Consider the following 14,352-nt stretch of genomic DNA (forward strand, 5'->3'; position numbering starts at 1 on the left):
TGGGCTGTGGTGACCTTCGCGCAGGCGCAGGAGCGCGCCGAGGAGTGGATCAACGGCGACCTGCCGTCGTATCAGCACCGTGAGGTGCGGGTGCGGGAGTTCGAGCTGGGGTTCGTGCTGTGGGCGGAGGACCGCGAGGGCGGCCCGACGTCGGACGGCGGGCGCCAGCGGCTCGTGATCGCCCGGGACAGCGGCGAGGCGACGTTGTGGCCGGGGCTGCCGGTGGGCGAGGTGATCCGGCGGTACGAGGAGGAGTACGGGGCGGCGGAGGACGTTCCGGCGCAGGCGGCCGTTCCGGCGGCCCGGATCGATCTGAACCAGACGTCGTTCCTGTTGAGTCCGCCGGAGTGGTTGCAGGACGCGGCGGACAGGATCGGTCTGCCGAAGCAGCCGAACGCGTCGCAGGAGAGCGGAAGTTCGGTGGCGCCGGTGGAGGACGCGTCGGACCCGGTGGGCGCGGTGACGGGTCCTTCGGCGTCGGTGGCTTCGTCGGTCTCGTCGTCGGGGGGCTTCCTTTCGCCGGCTGCGGCTGAGGCCGGGGCTGGGGCTGTGCCGGCTTCCGTGGACGGTGGCGCCGGTGCTCCGGGTGCTTCTGGTGGCTCGGGTGCCGTCGCGTACGAGCCGACGGCGATGGACGGTGTTCCGGCGGAGACGCCCGCGGCTCCGGCGGCCGCCGCGCCGGTCGTGCCTCCGGCCGCGCCCGCGCCTGTTCCCGTATCGGCGCCCATGCCCGCGTCCGCGCCCGCTTCGCCGCCCGCGTCCGTGGGTGGTCCGTGGGTCGACGCCAACGCGAGTTCCGGTGGTGCGGACGGCGCGGTGCCGTTGCCCGCGACCGTCTTCGCGCCGGCGTTGTCGGGGACGGACGACGAGGACGCCCCGCCTCCGCAGGTGGGTGCCGACGCGCCGACCGCCCTGATGCAGGGGGGCAGCGCGCTGCCCCCGACCGCCGTGGCGCCCCGGCTCGACCCGGCCGCGCCGAGGCCGGGAGGCGCTCCGGCGACCCCGCCCGCACCGCCCGCTCCTTCCGCGCCCGTGCCTCCGCAGGCCGGTCCGCCCGGTCCCGGCGGCCCTGGAGTGCCGCCGCCTCCCGCACCGGCGCCCGTGAGGCCGGGTGCCGGGGACATCGCGGACGCCGCGACCAGCAAGGCCGCTCTGCCGCCGAAGAGCGGGCGCGGTCCTGCGATGCCGCCTCCGCCGCCGGGAGCCCCGGGAGTGCCGGGCCTTCCCGGTGCGCCGGGTACACCGGGAGCCTCGTCGGGCGCCGGCGCGTACATCCCCACACAGCTGGTGTCGCAGCTCGGGCCCGAGGGGCCCCAGCCGCCCGCGCCGCCCGGCCCGCCGCCCGCTCCGGCGCCGCCCGGCCCGCCGACGCCGCCGCAGCCCGTGCACCACGCCGCGACGATGCTGGCGCACCCGAGCCAGGGTGGTCAGGGCGCGCCTCCGCCGCCCCCGCCGCCGCCGGGCGCGCCCGGTGCGCCCGCGGGCGGCATCGCGCACGCCGCGACGATGCTGGCGCACCCGGGCCCGGGTGGTCCGTCGGCGCCGCAGCCTCCGGGCCCGCCGGCTCCACCGCCGCCGGTGCACGGCGGGCACACGCCACCGCCGGTGCACGGGGGGCACGGCGGACACACGCCGCCGCCCGCGCCCGTGCCCCCGGCGTACGGCTATCCGCAGCAGCCGATGGGTCAGCCGACGGTCGGTCCCGGGTACCAGGCGGTGCTGCGCTATCGCGCGCCGGACGGTTCCGAGGCGCAGATCATCCGGCGTTCGGCGCCGGGCACCCCGCATCCGGAGTGGCAGATCCTGCACGAGCTGCGCGCGATGAACGTGCCGCCGCAGCAGGTCCTCGAACTGCACACCGAGCTGGAGTCCTGCGAGCTGCCGGGTGGTTACTGCGCGCGGATGATCCGGGAGACGTGGCCGCAGGCGCGGATCACCAGCATCGCCCCGTACGGTCGCGATCACGCGGGACGACAGCAGGGCATGCGGCAACTCCTGACGCACCAGGGCGAGTTGCACCAGGTGGCGGACGGCCCGGCGCGGCCCGCGCCGGTACGGGCGCCGCTGCCGCAGGTGCAGCCGGCGCCACCGGTTCCGCCGGAGGCGATCGCGCAGGAGCTGGCCGGGGCGTTCGGTCCCGGCGTGCTCCGCTTCGACCAGCGCGCGGTGTCCCGTCAGGGGGTGCCGGAGGTCGTGGCGCGCACGCTGGTGTGGGCGGGTCTGCCGGCGGACTTCGGGCCGTTCTTCTGGGCGCAGCCGGCGGTACCGGTGGTGCCGACGCTGGCCGAGCTGGCGGCGCAGCGACAGGTTCCGGCCGCGCCGGACGCGAGCTCGTACCTGGTGCTCGGGTCGGACTTCGGCCGGGCGCTGTGCGTCCAGTACGGGACCGCGCACATCGTGGCGGTGCCGGTGGAGGCCGGTCCCGGCGGGCAGCCGGTGCCGCCGCAGTTCGTGAACACCGGGCTGCCGGAGTTCACCCGCTCGATGGCGCTGCTCGGCCGGATGTGGCGGCTGAGGTTCGGGCTGAACCCGGAGCAGGCGGGGCGCTGGACGGTCGACTTCCAGGCGCAGTTGGCGATCCTCGACCCGGCGGCGCTCTCGTCGCCGGAGAACTGGTGGTCGGTGCTCCTCGAGCAGATGTGGGACGGCCTGCTGTAAGGGGTACTGAACGGGATGTGACGAAGGGCGCTCGACGTGCGTGCACGTTGGGTGCCTTTTGTCCGTTCTGATGGAGCATCCTGGACGTTCGGGTCGTAGGGAAGGTGTGTCAGGGATGAGTTTCGCTGTCGGACGGGGGCGCGGTTACCGCCCCGAGCAGGTCGACCGCTACCTGGCAGCGCTCGCCGAGGACCGTGACAGAGCCTGGGAGCGGGCCGCGCGGCTCACGGTCCTGGAGAAGGAGATGGAGGCCGAGGCCGCCCGGCTCCGCGAGGCCGTCGAGGCGCTCGCGCCGCAGCGGTACGAGTCGCTGAGCGACCGGGCGCGCAAGATCCTGGAGCTCGCCGAACTGGAGGACGAGACGCTCGTACGGGAGGCCGAGGCCGAGGCGCAGTCCCTCGCGGAAGCGGCGGAGACGGCGGCCCGGGAGGCGGCGGAGGCGGCGCGGACGTACGCGGAGGGCGTCCGGGCGGCGGCCGAAGCGGCGGCCCGCGCGACCCTGGAGACGGCGCGGGCGCGGGCCGGGGAACTGACGGCGGAGGCGAACCGCGAGGCGGAGGAGCTGACGGCGGCGGCGCGGGAGGTCTTCGAGGAGACCGAACGGCGCGCGGCGGAGCTCCTGGCGGAACAGAACGCCGAGCAGAAGACCGTACGGGAGGAGGCCGAGCGCGCGGAGGAGGCCAGGGCGGCCGACCTGGAAGCCCGCCTCCAGGAACTGTTCGCCCGCACGGAGGGCCGCCTCGCCGACGCCCAGAAGGCCCTGGCGAAGACGGAGGAGGAGGCCCGGCACGGCCAGGAGGACGCGGAGGCACGGGCGGCCGAGCTCCTCGCCGGGGCGCGCCTGAAGGCGGAACGGGTCGAGCGCGAGACGGAACGGGTGCTGCGGGAGCACGAGGAGGCGCGGGACGAGATCCACGCGCACATGGAGCACATCCGCCACTCGCTGGCGGCGCTGACGGGGAGGGTGGCGGGGCCGTCGGAGCCCTCGGAGCCGGAGCCTGGTTCCGGGCCGGGCCCGGGCTCGGAGTAGGCGGCCGGCCGGGAGCCGGTGTCGAAGCCGGGCCCGGATCCGGGCCCGGCCTCCGAGCAGGCCGCCGGTCAGGTCGCGGGGGGAAGGTGGCGCGCTGCCGCGAGTTCGGCCATCGTCCGAAGTCTCGCGAAGTAGGCGGCGCAGTACTCCGAGCTGATCAGGGGCACGGCCTTGTCGAGGTCGGCGATACACGCCCAGAGGAGGGCAACGCCGTTGTCGTCGAGCCCGCCGTCCAGCTCTCCCTGGACGAGACCGGCGACGTCGGCATCCAGGAGGATCAGCTCCACGCCCTCGATGTCGATGCCGCGGAAGCTGTCGGGGTACAGGGCGCGCCGGTGTTCCTCCGACAGCCGGGCGAGCTGGTCCTCAGGCTGTGCTCCGCTCATGTCGACGGCTGCCACGTCTGCCGCAGGTGGTGGACGAAGGAGCAGGGAAACAGCGTCGAAGACGGCACGCACCATGGCGATGGCCCCGGCCGGGTTGAGGTCGGCACTGGTCACGGTGCCCTGTGCGAGTCGGTCGCGCAGCAGTCGGCCGCGGTCGAGTTCGGCGGCGGGTCCGGCCGCGATGAGCCCTGCCTCGGCGGCCCGCTCGATGAGGTCCTGGAGCGGTTCGTTCGTGCCCAGGCGCTCGGCGAGGACGTGCTCCAGGGCGAACAGGGAATGCGTGACGGCGACGGTGGCGAACTCGTACCGGTAGTACGAGTGCCGGATGAGCTCGCGGGACGTTTCCAGCGTGCTCATGACGTACATCGACGCGTCGCCGGGCAGAACGAGGTCGGCGACCAGGGCGTGCATGCCCGCGTAGTCGAGAACGTCGCCGCGGACGCGCGGGTCCGGTACCGGCAGAGAGGGCGAGCCGGGCGACGGCGGCAGGATGTTCACCGGCGCAGTCTTGTCGTCCGAAGGCTGCCGGTGCCACCGGATTTGCTCGGGGCGGTTCGCGACCCGCCGTCGGTGGCGGACCGCGGCGGAAATTCCCGTGTCGGCGAGGAGCACCGAACCTAGGCTCACCGCCATGCGGATGACACTGACGGCCGTGCACCTGGACTGCTCCGACCCGCTGGCGCTGGCCGGCTTCTACGCGAAGGCCACCGGCCTGGACCTGCACGAACGCTCGGACGACGCCTTCGCGGGCCTCGTCGGCGAGGACGGCCCGGTGATCGGTTTCCAGCGGGTCGAGGGCCACCGCCCGCCGACCTGGCCGGACGGCGAGGTCCCGCAGCAGTTCCACCTGGACTTCGTCGTCGACGACCTGGACGAGGCCGTGGCCCGGCTCGTGGAGTGGGGCGCGACCGTACCCGCGTTCCAGCCCCGTCCCGACCTGTGGCGGGTCGTCCTGGACCCGGCGGGGCACCCGTTCTGCGTCTCGCCCCGGAAGCGTCCGGAGGCGTAGCGGAAGCCGATGGAAACCGGTTGCCGGGCATCCGATAACCTCCCGTTTCCCAGGGGAGGGAACACCTACTTGAATCACGCACGTACACGCGGCCGCCGTCTCGCGGCCGCCGCCGTCACCATCGTCCTCGCCGCCACGGGCGGCACGCTCACCGCGCTCCCGGCCACGGCGGCCGTGCCGGGGGCCGTACAGCAGGACCAGCAGCAGACCACCGTGCCGTTCCCGCGCAACGCGGACGTCGTCGGCGCGGGACCCAGCGGCTTCCTGTCGAAGACACGCACCAGCACGCCCGAGTTCCGCTGGACCTGGTACGCGGACGGCTCGTCGATCGTGCTGCCCGGTGCCACCACCGCCGCCGCCGGCGGTTCGGACCTCGTCGTCACTGTCGACCGGTCCGCCCCCGTCGCCGGCCGGGTGGTGCGGGTCTACGACCTGTCGACGCACGCCGGCGGCGCCGTGGCCCCGCAGGAGGTGGACCTCGACGCGCTTGGCGAGGGCTACTTCTTCAATGGCCTGGCCGGCAACACCCTGCTCCTCGGGCGGTACGAGGACGGCGGCCCCGTGGAGCAGTACGCCGTCACGCTCGACGGCGGCATCCCGAAGCCCAGACGGCTGATCCCGACGCCCGAGGTCGAGTGCTACGAGGGCGGGGAGGTCTGGACCGACACCGACTCCGCGCTCTACGACTGCGTGATCGGCCCAGCGCGTATGTCCGCCAAGATCTCCGTCGACCTCGCCACGGGATCATCGGCCTGGCACCTTCAGGACGAGGACCAGTGGGCTTACGACGGTGCCATATCCGCGACCCACGTGGCCTGGCGCGAGGCGCGGCTGGGAGACGACGGGATCGTCGCCCTCAAGCGCGGCGGCGGAGCCACGCGTCAGTGGTTCCCGGACACCGAAGCCAGTGTGACGGACCCGCTGTACCTGGTCGGCGGCTGGATGGCGTACGGCCAGAAGGCCCACATCGACAGCTCCGCCTCCGGCGGCGTGGCCCCCGCCACGGTACGGCCGTTCACCCTCCGGTCGATCGGGACCGGGGAGAAGTCCGTCGCCCTCACCGCGTTCTCCTCGGCCGCCGCCGGCCCCGGCGGCTCGCTCCTGGTGCGCGGCGGCACCCCCGAGCAGGGGGAGGGCCTCTACCGGTTCTCGCCCCGCGCCGACGGCGGCCGGCCGGACGTGGAACTGGTCGCTTCCACGGGGCAGCCGACCGTCCTGACCCTCACCACCGGCTCCACCGCCCCGAAGACGCTCTCCGGCGACCAGCTCGCGGGCGGGGTCGACTTCAGCTGGGACCTGTCCCGGGGGGACACGTACGTACGGGTCAGCCTGAAGCACGTCCGCAGTGGGAAGTCGTTGGTGCGGGAGTGGCCCGCCGGCGACGTGGCCCCGCGTCGGATCGACTGGCACTGGGACGGCAAGGACCCGGAGCGCCTGGACACAGTGCTGAGCCCGGCCCGTGCGGGCGAGTACGAGTGGGAGATCACGGCCACGCCGGACGAAGGCATCGGAGCCCCGCAGAAGCGCTCCGGCCGGTTCACCGTGACCCGGCCCCCCGCGCCCCACGACTTCGACGGCGACGGCACCGCCGATCTCCTGACCCGGGAGGTCAACGGCGACCTGTGGGCGTTCGGGACCCAGCCCGTCGCGGTGGGCGGTTCCATCAAGTCCGTGGGCGGGACACGGGTCGGCGGCGGCTGGCAGGTCTATGACCGGCTGGAGACCGCCGGGAACATCGCGGGCACGACCGCGCCCGACGTCCTCGCGCGGGACAGCTCCGGCGTCCTCTGGCTCTATCAGGGCACCGGCGACCGGGACAAGCCGCTCTCCGGCCGCACGCGGATCGGTGGCGGCTGGCAGGCCTACGACCGGATCGCGGCCGGCAGCGACGTCACCGGCGACGGCCGTCCCGATGTCGTCGCCACTGACAAGTCCGGCGTCCTGTGGCTCTCCCCGGGCACGGGGAACGCCACGACCCCCTTCTCCACCCGCAAGCGGATCGGCGGCGGATGGGGCGTCTACAACGAGGTCGCCGCCGTCGGCAACCTTGCCGGGGGCCCCGCCGGTGACCTCCTCGCCCGAGACCGGTCCGGTGTCCTCTGGCTGTACCTCGGGAAGGGCGACGGCACCTTCGCCGCCCGTACCCGGGTCGGTTCCGGCTGGGGCGGCTTCACGGACCTCGTCGGCGTCGGTGACGCCAACGGCGACGGGTACGCCGACCTGATCGCCTCGGCCGCCGGCGCCACCTTCTACGCCGGTACGGGCAACTGGAAGGCCCCCCTCAAGGGCGGTGTGAAGACCGACGTCACGAGCGGGGTCCGGTACAACACGGCCTTCTAGGTTCGACGAGCAGCAACCCCCGCCCCCCGTCCGGCGCTTCCGGACGGGGGGCGGGGCGTTTCCCGGGCCGGGGCGGTACCGCTCGGCCCGGGTGCCGTTCGCCTCGACCCGCGCGACGGGCCGGTGCCGACAGTCCGTGGATCCCGCTTGACCCTCACGTCGCGTGAGGCCGGAGGGTGGGGCCCATGAGCGACTACTACAACGCGTTCGAGACGAGCCCCGTACCCGCCCCCGGCCCCGACGCCGTGCCGCCGGAACTGTTCCGCGGCATCTACGGCATGCCCGCCTTCGTGACGATCCCCACGAGCGATCTGGCGGCGTCGGTGGACTTCTGGGTGCGCGGGCTCGGGTTCTTCGAGCTGTTCGGCATCCCCGGCAGGCTCGTGCATCTGCGCCGGTGGGCGTTCCAGGACGTGCTTCTCGTCTCGGAGGGGAGCGTTCCGGAGCAGGCGCCGACGATGAGCGTCAGTTTCGCCTGTGTGCTCAGCCAGGTCGACTCCCTCGTCGAGGCCTGTCGCGCGCTCCGCCCGGACTCGGTCGACGGTCCACGGGACACGCCCTGGAACACCCGCGACGTGGAGGTGATCACCCCCGAGAACGCGCGGGTCGTCCTCACCGCGGCGAAGCCCTTCGACCCGGCGAGCCAGGAGGCGCGGAACCTCGCGGCCATCGGGATCACCCCGCCGGACACCGCGCTCGAGGACAATGGGGAGCATGCCTGATGTCACCGACGCCGACGGCCTGACCGTCGGCGAGGTCTCGGCGCGGCTGGGCGTGACCGTCCGCGCGCTGCACCACTGGGACGAGATCGGTCTCGCGTGCCCGTCGCTGCGCACGGCTGCCGGATACCGGCTCTACACCGCCGGCGATCTGGAACGCCTGCACCGCGTCGTCGTCTACCGCGAGATCGGTCTCGGCCTGGACAGGATCCGGGTGGTCCTGGACGACTCGACCGTGGACGTGCCCGGCGCGCTGCGCGCGCAGCGCGCCCAGGTCGCTGAACGGATCGACCGCCTCCAGCAGCTCGACGCGGGCCTTGACCGGATGATCGCCGCCCACGAGCGCGGCCTGCTGCTGACCGCCGAGCAGCAGGCCGCGATCTTCGGCCCCCACTGGGACCCGGACGGCCCCGCCCAGGCCCGTCAGCGCTACGGAGACACGGCGCAGTGGCGGCAGTACGCCGAGCGCTCGGCCTCTCGCGGCCCGGAGGAGTGGCAGGCCGTCGCCGACGCCGTGTCCGGCCTCGACCGCGCGCTCGGGGAGGCGATGGACGCCGGCGTCGCACCGGGCAGCGCGGAGGCGGGCCGGCTCGTCGACCGGCACCGCGAGGTCTTCGCCTCCTACTTCCCCCTCACCAGGCAGATGCAGGTCTGCCTCGGCCGCATGTACGAGGCCGACGCGGGATTCGCCGCCCACTACGACGGCATCCGCCCTGGTCTCGCCGCGTGGCTCCGTCACCTCATCGACGCCGACGCACGCGCGCACGGCATCGACCCCGACACCGCGACCTGGCAGTAGGGCGAGGGCCCGGACGCCCGTATCCCCGCGCGCCTCAGCCGAGCGCGCACTCCGCCCACACCGTCTTCCCCGGCGCCCCGAGCCTCGGGCACCAGCCCCAGCGGTCGGCGAGCGACGCGGCGAGCAGCGACCCCCGGCCCCCGTGCGCCAGTTCCGGACGGAGGCCGGTGATCCTTCCCGGCCGGGGCGGTACGCGTTCGGCCCGGGTGTCGCTCACCTCGACCCGCGCGACGGGCCGGGGCCCGTCCGTGACCCGCAGCAGCAGGCGGAAGTCCCGGCCGGGCACGTGCCCGTGCCGCACCGCGTTCGCCGCCGGCTCGGCGGCGACCAGGACGACGCTCTCGTGCGGCCCCGTCCCGTACGGCACACCCCACTCGTCGAGTCGCACGGCGACAAGGCGGCGCGCGAGCCGGGCGCCCCGGGGCGTCGACGTGAACCGCAGGGTGAAGACCCGGTCGCCCAAGTACGTGGGGGAGCCCTGCCCGTCCGAGCCGGACGGGCAGGGCTCTCACGTCACGAGGCTGCCAGCAGTGGGCCGAGGGCGGCGGCCCACTGCGGGTGGAGCGCGACCTTCTCCTCGTGCAGGGCCAGGATGTCCCGGGCCAGGGTGGGCGTCATGTCGTCGGACAGGTCCGGACCGATGGCGATCCTGGCCAGATGGGGAATGATCTGCGGGTCGCCGGCCAGGTGGACCGGATCGTGCATGTACCGCCGCAGAGCCGGCAGGTCGGCGATGCCGACGGAGCAGGCATGGGTGAAGCCGTCGGAGTCGTCAAGCAGTTGACCCACCGTCGAGAACGAAACCGACTCGACGGAGGCCGTTCGTCGTATCACCGCGAGCACGTGCTCGCGCTCCTCCTCGGTCGCGGTCTCCTTGAACGCGAAACGCAGCATGTGAACGATCACGCCTGTGTCACCCTTCCAGACATACTGAACCCGCTGGTCCAAATTTCTGTTCTGATTGGTTCAGTAAGTACACTGAACCCATGGGTTCAGAAGTGTCAACCGAGGGCGGCCGTAAGGCGCGTGGGCTGATCGAGCGGCGGCAGGCCATCCTGGACGGCGCGTTCACGGTGTTCGCGCGGCGCGGCTACGCCCAGGCGTGCGTGAAGGAGATCGCGCAAGAGGCGGGCGTGGCCAAGCCGACCGTCTACAGCCATCTGAACGACAAGGAGAGCCTCTACCGCGAGGCCGTCGAGGCCGCCGCTGACCGGATCGGCGCGCGCGGCCTCGCTGTCGTCGAGCAGCTGCGTGAAACCGCCACCGACGCCGACCCGCGCGCCGCGCTCACGGCCGTGGCCCGCGGCCTGCTGAAGGAGTTCGGCGGCGAAGACGCCACCGCCGTAAGGCGGCTGGCCTGTGCGCAGACGGCGCAGTTCCCCGACCTGGTGGCGAGCGTACGCGGGCGCACAGCCCTGCGGGTGCGTTCCGCCCTCGCTGACCGTCTGGCTCGCATGGCCCTCGACGGCCGCCTGGGCGGATGCGACCCGGAGCTCGCCGCCGAGCACTTCCTCTCCCTGGTCACCGGCTCGCTGGAGTACCGCTCCGACGCCGCCCCGGAGACCGTCGCGGTCCCTGCCGTGGACGTCTTTCTGCGCGCTTACGGAAACTGATCCGCTCATCACTGCCAACGGATCGCGGCGGCCTGCGTCTCCACGCCTCCGTACAGGTCTGCAGGCAGGGGGTATGTCAGAGGGGTATGTCAGAGTCTGCGCATGCTCGAGGTCGTGGTGAAGGCGGAGAACTGGGAGCGGCACATCCGTGTGTCCGCCGGGGAACTGGCTGGGTTGGTCCGGCGCATCGGTGACGACGGGGACCGGTTCCTGGTGGTCCAGCGGATACCCGACCTGCCCGATGTCTTCGCCCAGGTCTGGCACAAGGCCGGTGGCGACTACACGCTGGAGTACCGCGACGGTGCCGCTGACCGGCACTTCCAGGCGATGGTCGACGGGCCCGAGGACGTGGTTGTGGCGATTACCGGCTGGGCCCGCCAGGAGGCCGGTTGGGACGGTGGTCTGCCTTGGTCGCTGCTGGACATGGGTCCCGCCCGCGAGGTGCCGCCGCTCGACCTCGACGAAGAGGAGCGCGAGGAGCTGGAGAAGCGCCTCCGTGAAGTGCTGGCCGGCGGCTACGCCTCCCGCGCCGAACTGGCCGAGCTCGCGGAGGAGTACCTGGTCACCGAGGACCGTCGGCCCGTTTCACGTGAGCAAGCTGAGGCGCTGGCCGACCGGTTGTGGCTGGAACGGGTCGCGGAGCAAGCCGCATGGCAGGGCGAGACCGATCCCGAGCGGCTCACTCGCGCGTTCACCGCCCTGCGGGAGGCCGGTATCACCTCCCGCGAGAACTTCACCTGTTGCCGTAGCTGCGGCCAGTCCGAGATCGGCGGTGAAGGCGGGACCGACGCCCGCGGCTTCGTCTACTTCCACACCCAGTGCACGGATTCCGCCGCGGCCGGCCACGGACTGACGCTCCTCTACGGCGGTTTCGACGGCTCGTCCGAGACCACTGCAGCCATTGGACACGAGGTCGTGGCCGCCCTCGCAACAGTCGGCCTCCACGCCGAGTGGGACCGTGACCCCGGCCGGGCCATCACCGTCACCCCTCTGGACTGGCGCCGTCGGCTGGTCGGTTAGGGACGGGCGTGAAAGATCACCCCCCGCATCCCCGGGTCGTACAGACGGGGTGGCCCCGTCGACCCGACGGAAGAACACGCTCTACCCGGATTCGCCGGTGAGGCAGGCGTGACACAGGCATCGGTCCGGGTGCGGGCTGTTCGGCGCCGTCTCGGCGCGGTACCGGCGCGCGTACCGCTCCAGCGTCGCGGAGACGTCCGCCGCGCGGTCCGCGTCGAGCCCGTACCCGTGTCCTGCCTCGCGCAGCCGCTCCAGGACGCGCGGAGTGTGGACGAGCATGGGCCGGAAGGTGTGGAGGTGGCGGGTCGCCGTGTCGATGACGATCCACCGGCCGGTGTGCCGTTCACGTCCGGCCACCGTGACCCGTTCGCCTCCCGGACCCCAGTACACGCCGGTCACGTACACCTTCGCCCCGCCCTTGAAGTGCTTCGTCCCCGGGCGCAGTTCCTGGCCGCCGGCTCCGCACCGGCGCCAGGCCACCACGTTCGCCGCCACCAGCCTGAGCGGCTCCTGCTGTGGGTCATCCGGCTCGTTCACTCGCCCCGCCCTCTCGCCGGCGTCCTGCCGGATCCGAAGCGGCGATCGTAGACCGGCCGATCACGCGTGTCCCGTCGGTGCCTCCCCTCACATGGACGACCGTTCCAGGTCGATCCCGTCACGGAACCGGAAGCCCAGGGCGTGAACGAGCGCGAAGACCAAGTCCTCCGCCTGTGGATCGCACTCGGCCACCAGGGCGGCCCCGAGCGCGACCGGATCCGGCTGAAGACCGGCCCCTCGGGCCCAGGCCGCGGCCCGCTCGCCCACGTCGGCCGCATCACCGATCCACTCACCGGGCAGGCCGTAGTCCCGCGCCATCTCCGGGGACAGGGCGCATCGCCATGACAGGCCGTCGGGACTTGCTGCGTGAACTGCCGCGAAATCGCTGTCCACCACATGCGAGACCAGGACGGAAGCGCGCGTCTCCTCGATGATCGAGGGGTCCGGATCGGCGGTGGGGCACACTTGCGGTATCTGCCACTCGCCGTCACGGGCCCACCAGCACGGCGTACAGTCCGCGCCCCGCATCGCCGCCAGCTCCGTCAGCGGCCGGCCGGCTCGCGCCACGATGAAAGCCCCCGAGAACCCCATGACCGGGAACCTTAACCGCGCGAGCTGGTGGAGTACTGCGATCATCCGAGGCGTGACGGTCGACCGGAACAGCGGTGAAGTCTCCTTCAGGATCGCGTCCGCCGATCGGACGGAGGACGTCCCGAGGGTGCTCGACGGGGCCGCCGGGCTGGGGGCCGTGATGCTCGGCTGGGCGTCCGATGCCGCGGGCCGCCGCGGTGCCGATGCCCTACGGCTGGACTGCGTGCGCTCCAACGCGGGGTTGCGCGCCTCCTACGAGAACCGTGGGTTCGCGCACCGCGGTGACGTGGCCGTGGGCGGGGCCCCGGCCGGCGGCACGACGAGGGCCCCGTCACCTGGGTGAGCAGGTACGAACTGAGCTTGCCGACGCCGACGGGCTGACCGTCAGAGCTCTTCCCGGTTCCGCCGGACGTCCCTGACGAACACCATGCCGTCGCTGTCCGCCAGGTGCGCCGGGTCGAGCGGCGCGTACCCGAACCACGGGGACACGCGCGGGGCGGGGAGTGCCGGGCCGAGGGCGGTGGCCAGGCGGCGGGCGTCGACGAGGAGGTGGTCCTCCGGGAGCGCCGCGTAGAGGAGCCCTTCGACGGTGTCCGGGGGCGGTGCGTCCACTCCCCGGTGCCCGATCGTGCCGAGGGCCGTGGGCAGGAACGCGTACTCCTCGCCCAGTTCGGCGCTCACCAGCGCTCCGGCGCCCCACCACTCCAGCGGCTCCCCGCCCATCCGCATCGTGCTCTTCTCCCGCTGGAGATGGGAGTTGTGGGCGTGGACGAGCACCGGGCCCCTCGTGGTGGCGGCGAGGAGGTTGCGGGCCATCATCGCGTCCCGTCGCGCGCACAGCAGGGCCAGGCGGGACGGTGACGTGTCGGCCATCGCGTGGTGGTAGCGCAGCAGGCCGAGGGCGGTGCGTCCGTACAGGCGCGCCCGGTCCAGGTCGTCCCGCGAGCCCGTCGTGAGCAGGTGGGGCGTCTGCGCGTCGAGCAGTGCCGTCAGTTCGTCGGCCAGGAGGCGGAGTCGGCCGGCCTCGGGCGACCGGCCCGCCGACCGGGACGGTTCCCGCATCGCGGCGGGTTCGGTCCAGCGGTCGTCGGGGCCGAGGAGGCGGTCGAGCGTGTCCGCGGTGCAGGGGAGCAGGTCCGCGTCCAGCCGGGCCGCGAGGTGGTCGTGGAGTGCGGTGAGGGCCTGCCGGGGGCTCGAGGCGGCGGAGATCTCCAGCGGGCCGTCGAAGCCGGCGAAGCGGAGCCGGTCGGGCGCGGGCCGGTTCTCGTTGAAGGCGCGCATCCAGCCGACGAGTTCGCGGTTGGCCGGGGAGGCGCCCCAGCCGTGGCTGAAGCCGTGCTCCATCACCTCGTCGAGCGTGCCCGTACCCGCCGTGACGTGGTCGTCCACGGCCAGGCCCCGCAGGCAGTCGGTCTCCAGCGCGATCGTCCGGTAGCCCTCCTGCTCGACGAGTTGCCGGAAGAGTGCGTTGCGCAGGTCGAGGAGGGCGTCCTCGCCGTGGGTGGGCTCGCCCAGGGCGAGGAGCCGGGGCCGGGCCGGGAGCAGCCTCATGACGGCGGAGGCGTCGACGGTGCCGAGGGCGTCGACGGCATGGGTGGTGTGGGCGGTGTCCTTGATGTCAGTCGCCATGCCTTCAACGGTATCGTTGAA

At 73.2% G+C, this 14,352-nt stretch carries 15 protein-coding genes; 9 read left to right on the top strand and 6 right to left on the bottom strand.

Annotation, left to right across the window (positions count from 1 at the left end):
- The first annotated feature begins 6 nt into the window (after nucleotides 1-6).
- Both ACFWUY_RS05250 and ACFWUY_RS05255 read left to right on the top strand, forming a co-directional pair.
- Nucleotides 7-2,658 (top strand): SUKH-4 family immunity protein, encoded by a 2,652-nt coding sequence (locus tag ACFWUY_RS05250; protein WP_384102164.1) that lies wholly within the window; start codon nucleotides 7-9, stop codon nucleotides 2,656-2,658.
- A 115-nt stretch (nucleotides 2,659-2,773) separates the two neighbouring features.
- Nucleotides 2,774-3,688, top strand: coding sequence for a cellulose-binding protein (locus tag ACFWUY_RS05255; RefSeq protein WP_384102166.1), 915 nt, complete (start codon nucleotides 2,774-2,776; stop codon nucleotides 3,686-3,688).
- Between the two features lie 68 nt (nucleotides 3,689-3,756).
- Here the strand turns inward: ACFWUY_RS05255 and ACFWUY_RS05260 are convergent, their stop codons facing one another.
- Nucleotides 3,757-4,572, bottom strand: coding sequence for a hypothetical protein (locus ACFWUY_RS05260; RefSeq protein ID WP_384102168.1), 816 nt, complete (start codon nucleotides 4,570-4,572; stop codon nucleotides 3,757-3,759).
- A 133-nt stretch (nucleotides 4,573-4,705) separates the two neighbouring features.
- Here ACFWUY_RS05260 and ACFWUY_RS05265 point away from each other — a divergent pair, with 133 nt between their 5' ends.
- The 4 genes from ACFWUY_RS05265 to ACFWUY_RS05280 all read left to right on the top strand — a co-directional run bounded on the left by ACFWUY_RS05265 (nucleotide 4,706) and on the right by ACFWUY_RS05280 (nucleotide 8,941).
- Nucleotides 4,706-5,083 carry a VOC family protein gene (locus tag ACFWUY_RS05265; RefSeq protein WP_384102170.1) on the top strand — a complete coding sequence of 126 codons (378 nt, stop codon included), beginning with the start codon at nucleotides 4,706-4,708 and terminating at the stop codon, nucleotides 5,081-5,083.
- Between the two features lie 69 nt (nucleotides 5,084-5,152).
- Nucleotides 5,153-7,423, top strand: coding sequence for an FG-GAP repeat domain-containing protein (locus ACFWUY_RS05270; protein WP_384102172.1), 2,271 nt, complete (start codon nucleotides 5,153-5,155; stop codon nucleotides 7,421-7,423).
- Between the two features lie 185 nt (nucleotides 7,424-7,608).
- On the top strand, nucleotides 7,609-8,145 hold the full coding sequence (locus ACFWUY_RS05275; protein WP_384102174.1) for a VOC family protein: 537 nt from the start codon (nucleotides 7,609-7,611) through the stop codon (nucleotides 8,143-8,145).
- Nucleotides 8,138-8,941, top strand: coding sequence for a MerR family transcriptional regulator (locus ACFWUY_RS05280; RefSeq protein ID WP_384102176.1), 804 nt, complete (start codon nucleotides 8,138-8,140; stop codon nucleotides 8,939-8,941). Before ACFWUY_RS05275 ends, ACFWUY_RS05280 begins: the two co-directional genes overlap by 8 nt.
- A 34-nt stretch (nucleotides 8,942-8,975) precedes the next feature.
- On the opposite strand, the gene ACFWUY_RS05285 is transcribed toward ACFWUY_RS05280, so the two are convergent.
- Together ACFWUY_RS05285 and ACFWUY_RS05290 are read right to left on the bottom strand one after the other, a co-directional pair.
- A complete protein-coding gene (locus tag ACFWUY_RS05285; RefSeq protein WP_384102178.1) occupies nucleotides 8,976-9,404 on the bottom strand; it encodes an ATP-binding protein in 429 nt (142 codons plus the stop codon).
- A 50-nt stretch (nucleotides 9,405-9,454) separates the two neighbouring features.
- A complete protein-coding gene (locus tag ACFWUY_RS05290; protein WP_384102181.1) occupies nucleotides 9,455-9,847 on the bottom strand; it encodes a Dabb family protein in 393 nt (130 codons plus the stop codon).
- An 80-nt stretch (nucleotides 9,848-9,927) separates the two neighbouring features.
- Between ACFWUY_RS05290 and ACFWUY_RS05295 the strand changes: the two genes are divergently transcribed.
- Together ACFWUY_RS05295 and ACFWUY_RS05300 are read left to right on the top strand one after the other, a co-directional pair.
- Nucleotides 9,928-10,554, top strand: a complete 627-nt coding sequence (locus ACFWUY_RS05295; RefSeq protein WP_384102183.1) for a TetR/AcrR family transcriptional regulator — start codon at nucleotides 9,928-9,930, stop codon at nucleotides 10,552-10,554.
- Nucleotides 10,555-10,656: 102 nt separating this feature from the next.
- Nucleotides 10,657-11,574, top strand: coding sequence for a DUF6891 domain-containing protein (locus ACFWUY_RS05300; RefSeq protein ID WP_384102185.1), 918 nt, complete (start codon nucleotides 10,657-10,659; stop codon nucleotides 11,572-11,574).
- An 81-nt stretch (nucleotides 11,575-11,655) separates the two neighbouring features.
- Here the strand turns inward: ACFWUY_RS05300 and ACFWUY_RS05305 are convergent, their stop codons facing one another.
- Both ACFWUY_RS05305 and ACFWUY_RS05310 read right to left on the bottom strand, forming a co-directional pair.
- Nucleotides 11,656-12,111 (bottom strand): hypothetical protein, encoded by a 456-nt coding sequence (locus tag ACFWUY_RS05305; RefSeq protein ID WP_384102187.1) that lies wholly within the window; start codon nucleotides 12,109-12,111, stop codon nucleotides 11,656-11,658.
- A gap of 87 nt (nucleotides 12,112-12,198) precedes the next feature.
- The gene (locus tag ACFWUY_RS05310) at nucleotides 12,199-12,747 is read right to left on the bottom strand and encodes a hypothetical protein (protein WP_384102189.1); all 549 of its coding nucleotides are present in this window, start codon (nucleotides 12,745-12,747) and stop codon (nucleotides 12,199-12,201) included.
- Nucleotides 12,748-12,754: 7 nt separating this feature from the next.
- On the opposite strand from ACFWUY_RS05310, the gene ACFWUY_RS05315 reads away from it, so the two are divergent.
- Complete coding sequence (locus ACFWUY_RS05315; RefSeq protein ID WP_384102191.1) at nucleotides 12,755-13,045, top strand: hypothetical protein; 291 nt, start codon at nucleotides 12,755-12,757, stop codon at nucleotides 13,043-13,045.
- A 41-nt stretch (nucleotides 13,046-13,086) separates the two neighbouring features.
- On the opposite strand, the gene ACFWUY_RS05320 is transcribed toward ACFWUY_RS05315, so the two are convergent.
- Nucleotides 13,087-14,331, bottom strand: coding sequence for an erythromycin esterase family protein (locus tag ACFWUY_RS05320; protein ID WP_384102193.1), 1,245 nt, complete (start codon nucleotides 14,329-14,331; stop codon nucleotides 13,087-13,089).
- Between the last annotated feature and the right edge of the window lie 21 nt (nucleotides 14,332-14,352).

Source organism: Streptomyces sp. NPDC058664 (genome assembly GCF_042716635.1).
Taxonomy (GTDB): domain Bacteria; phylum Actinomycetota; class Actinomycetes; order Streptomycetales; family Streptomycetaceae; genus Streptomyces.

Bases quoted from the DNA above. Each gene is read 5' to 3' on its own strand.
- ACFWUY_RS05280 (WP_384102176.1), top strand. From the start codon at position 8,138: ATGCCTGATGTCACCGACGCCGACGGCCTGACCGTCGGCGAGGTCTCG.
- ACFWUY_RS05255 (WP_384102166.1), top strand. From the start codon at position 2,774: ATGAGTTTCGCTGTCGGACGGGGGCGCGGTTACCGCCCCGAGCAGGTC.
- ACFWUY_RS05295 (WP_384102183.1), top strand. From the start codon at position 9,928: ATGGGTTCAGAAGTGTCAACCGAGGGCGGCCGTAAGGCGCGTGGGCTG.
- ACFWUY_RS05300 (WP_384102185.1), top strand. From the start codon at position 10,657: ATGCTCGAGGTCGTGGTGAAGGCGGAGAACTGGGAGCGGCACATCCGT.
- ACFWUY_RS05320 (WP_384102193.1), bottom strand. From the start codon at position 14,331: ATGGCGACTGACATCAAGGACACCGCCCACACCACCCATGCCGTCGAC.
- ACFWUY_RS05265 (WP_384102170.1), top strand. From the start codon at position 4,706: ATGCGGATGACACTGACGGCCGTGCACCTGGACTGCTCCGACCCGCTG.
- ACFWUY_RS05275 (WP_384102174.1), top strand. From the start codon at position 7,609: ATGAGCGACTACTACAACGCGTTCGAGACGAGCCCCGTACCCGCCCCC.
- ACFWUY_RS05310 (WP_384102189.1), bottom strand. From the start codon at position 12,747: ATGATCGCAGTACTCCACCAGCTCGCGCGGTTAAGGTTCCCGGTCATG.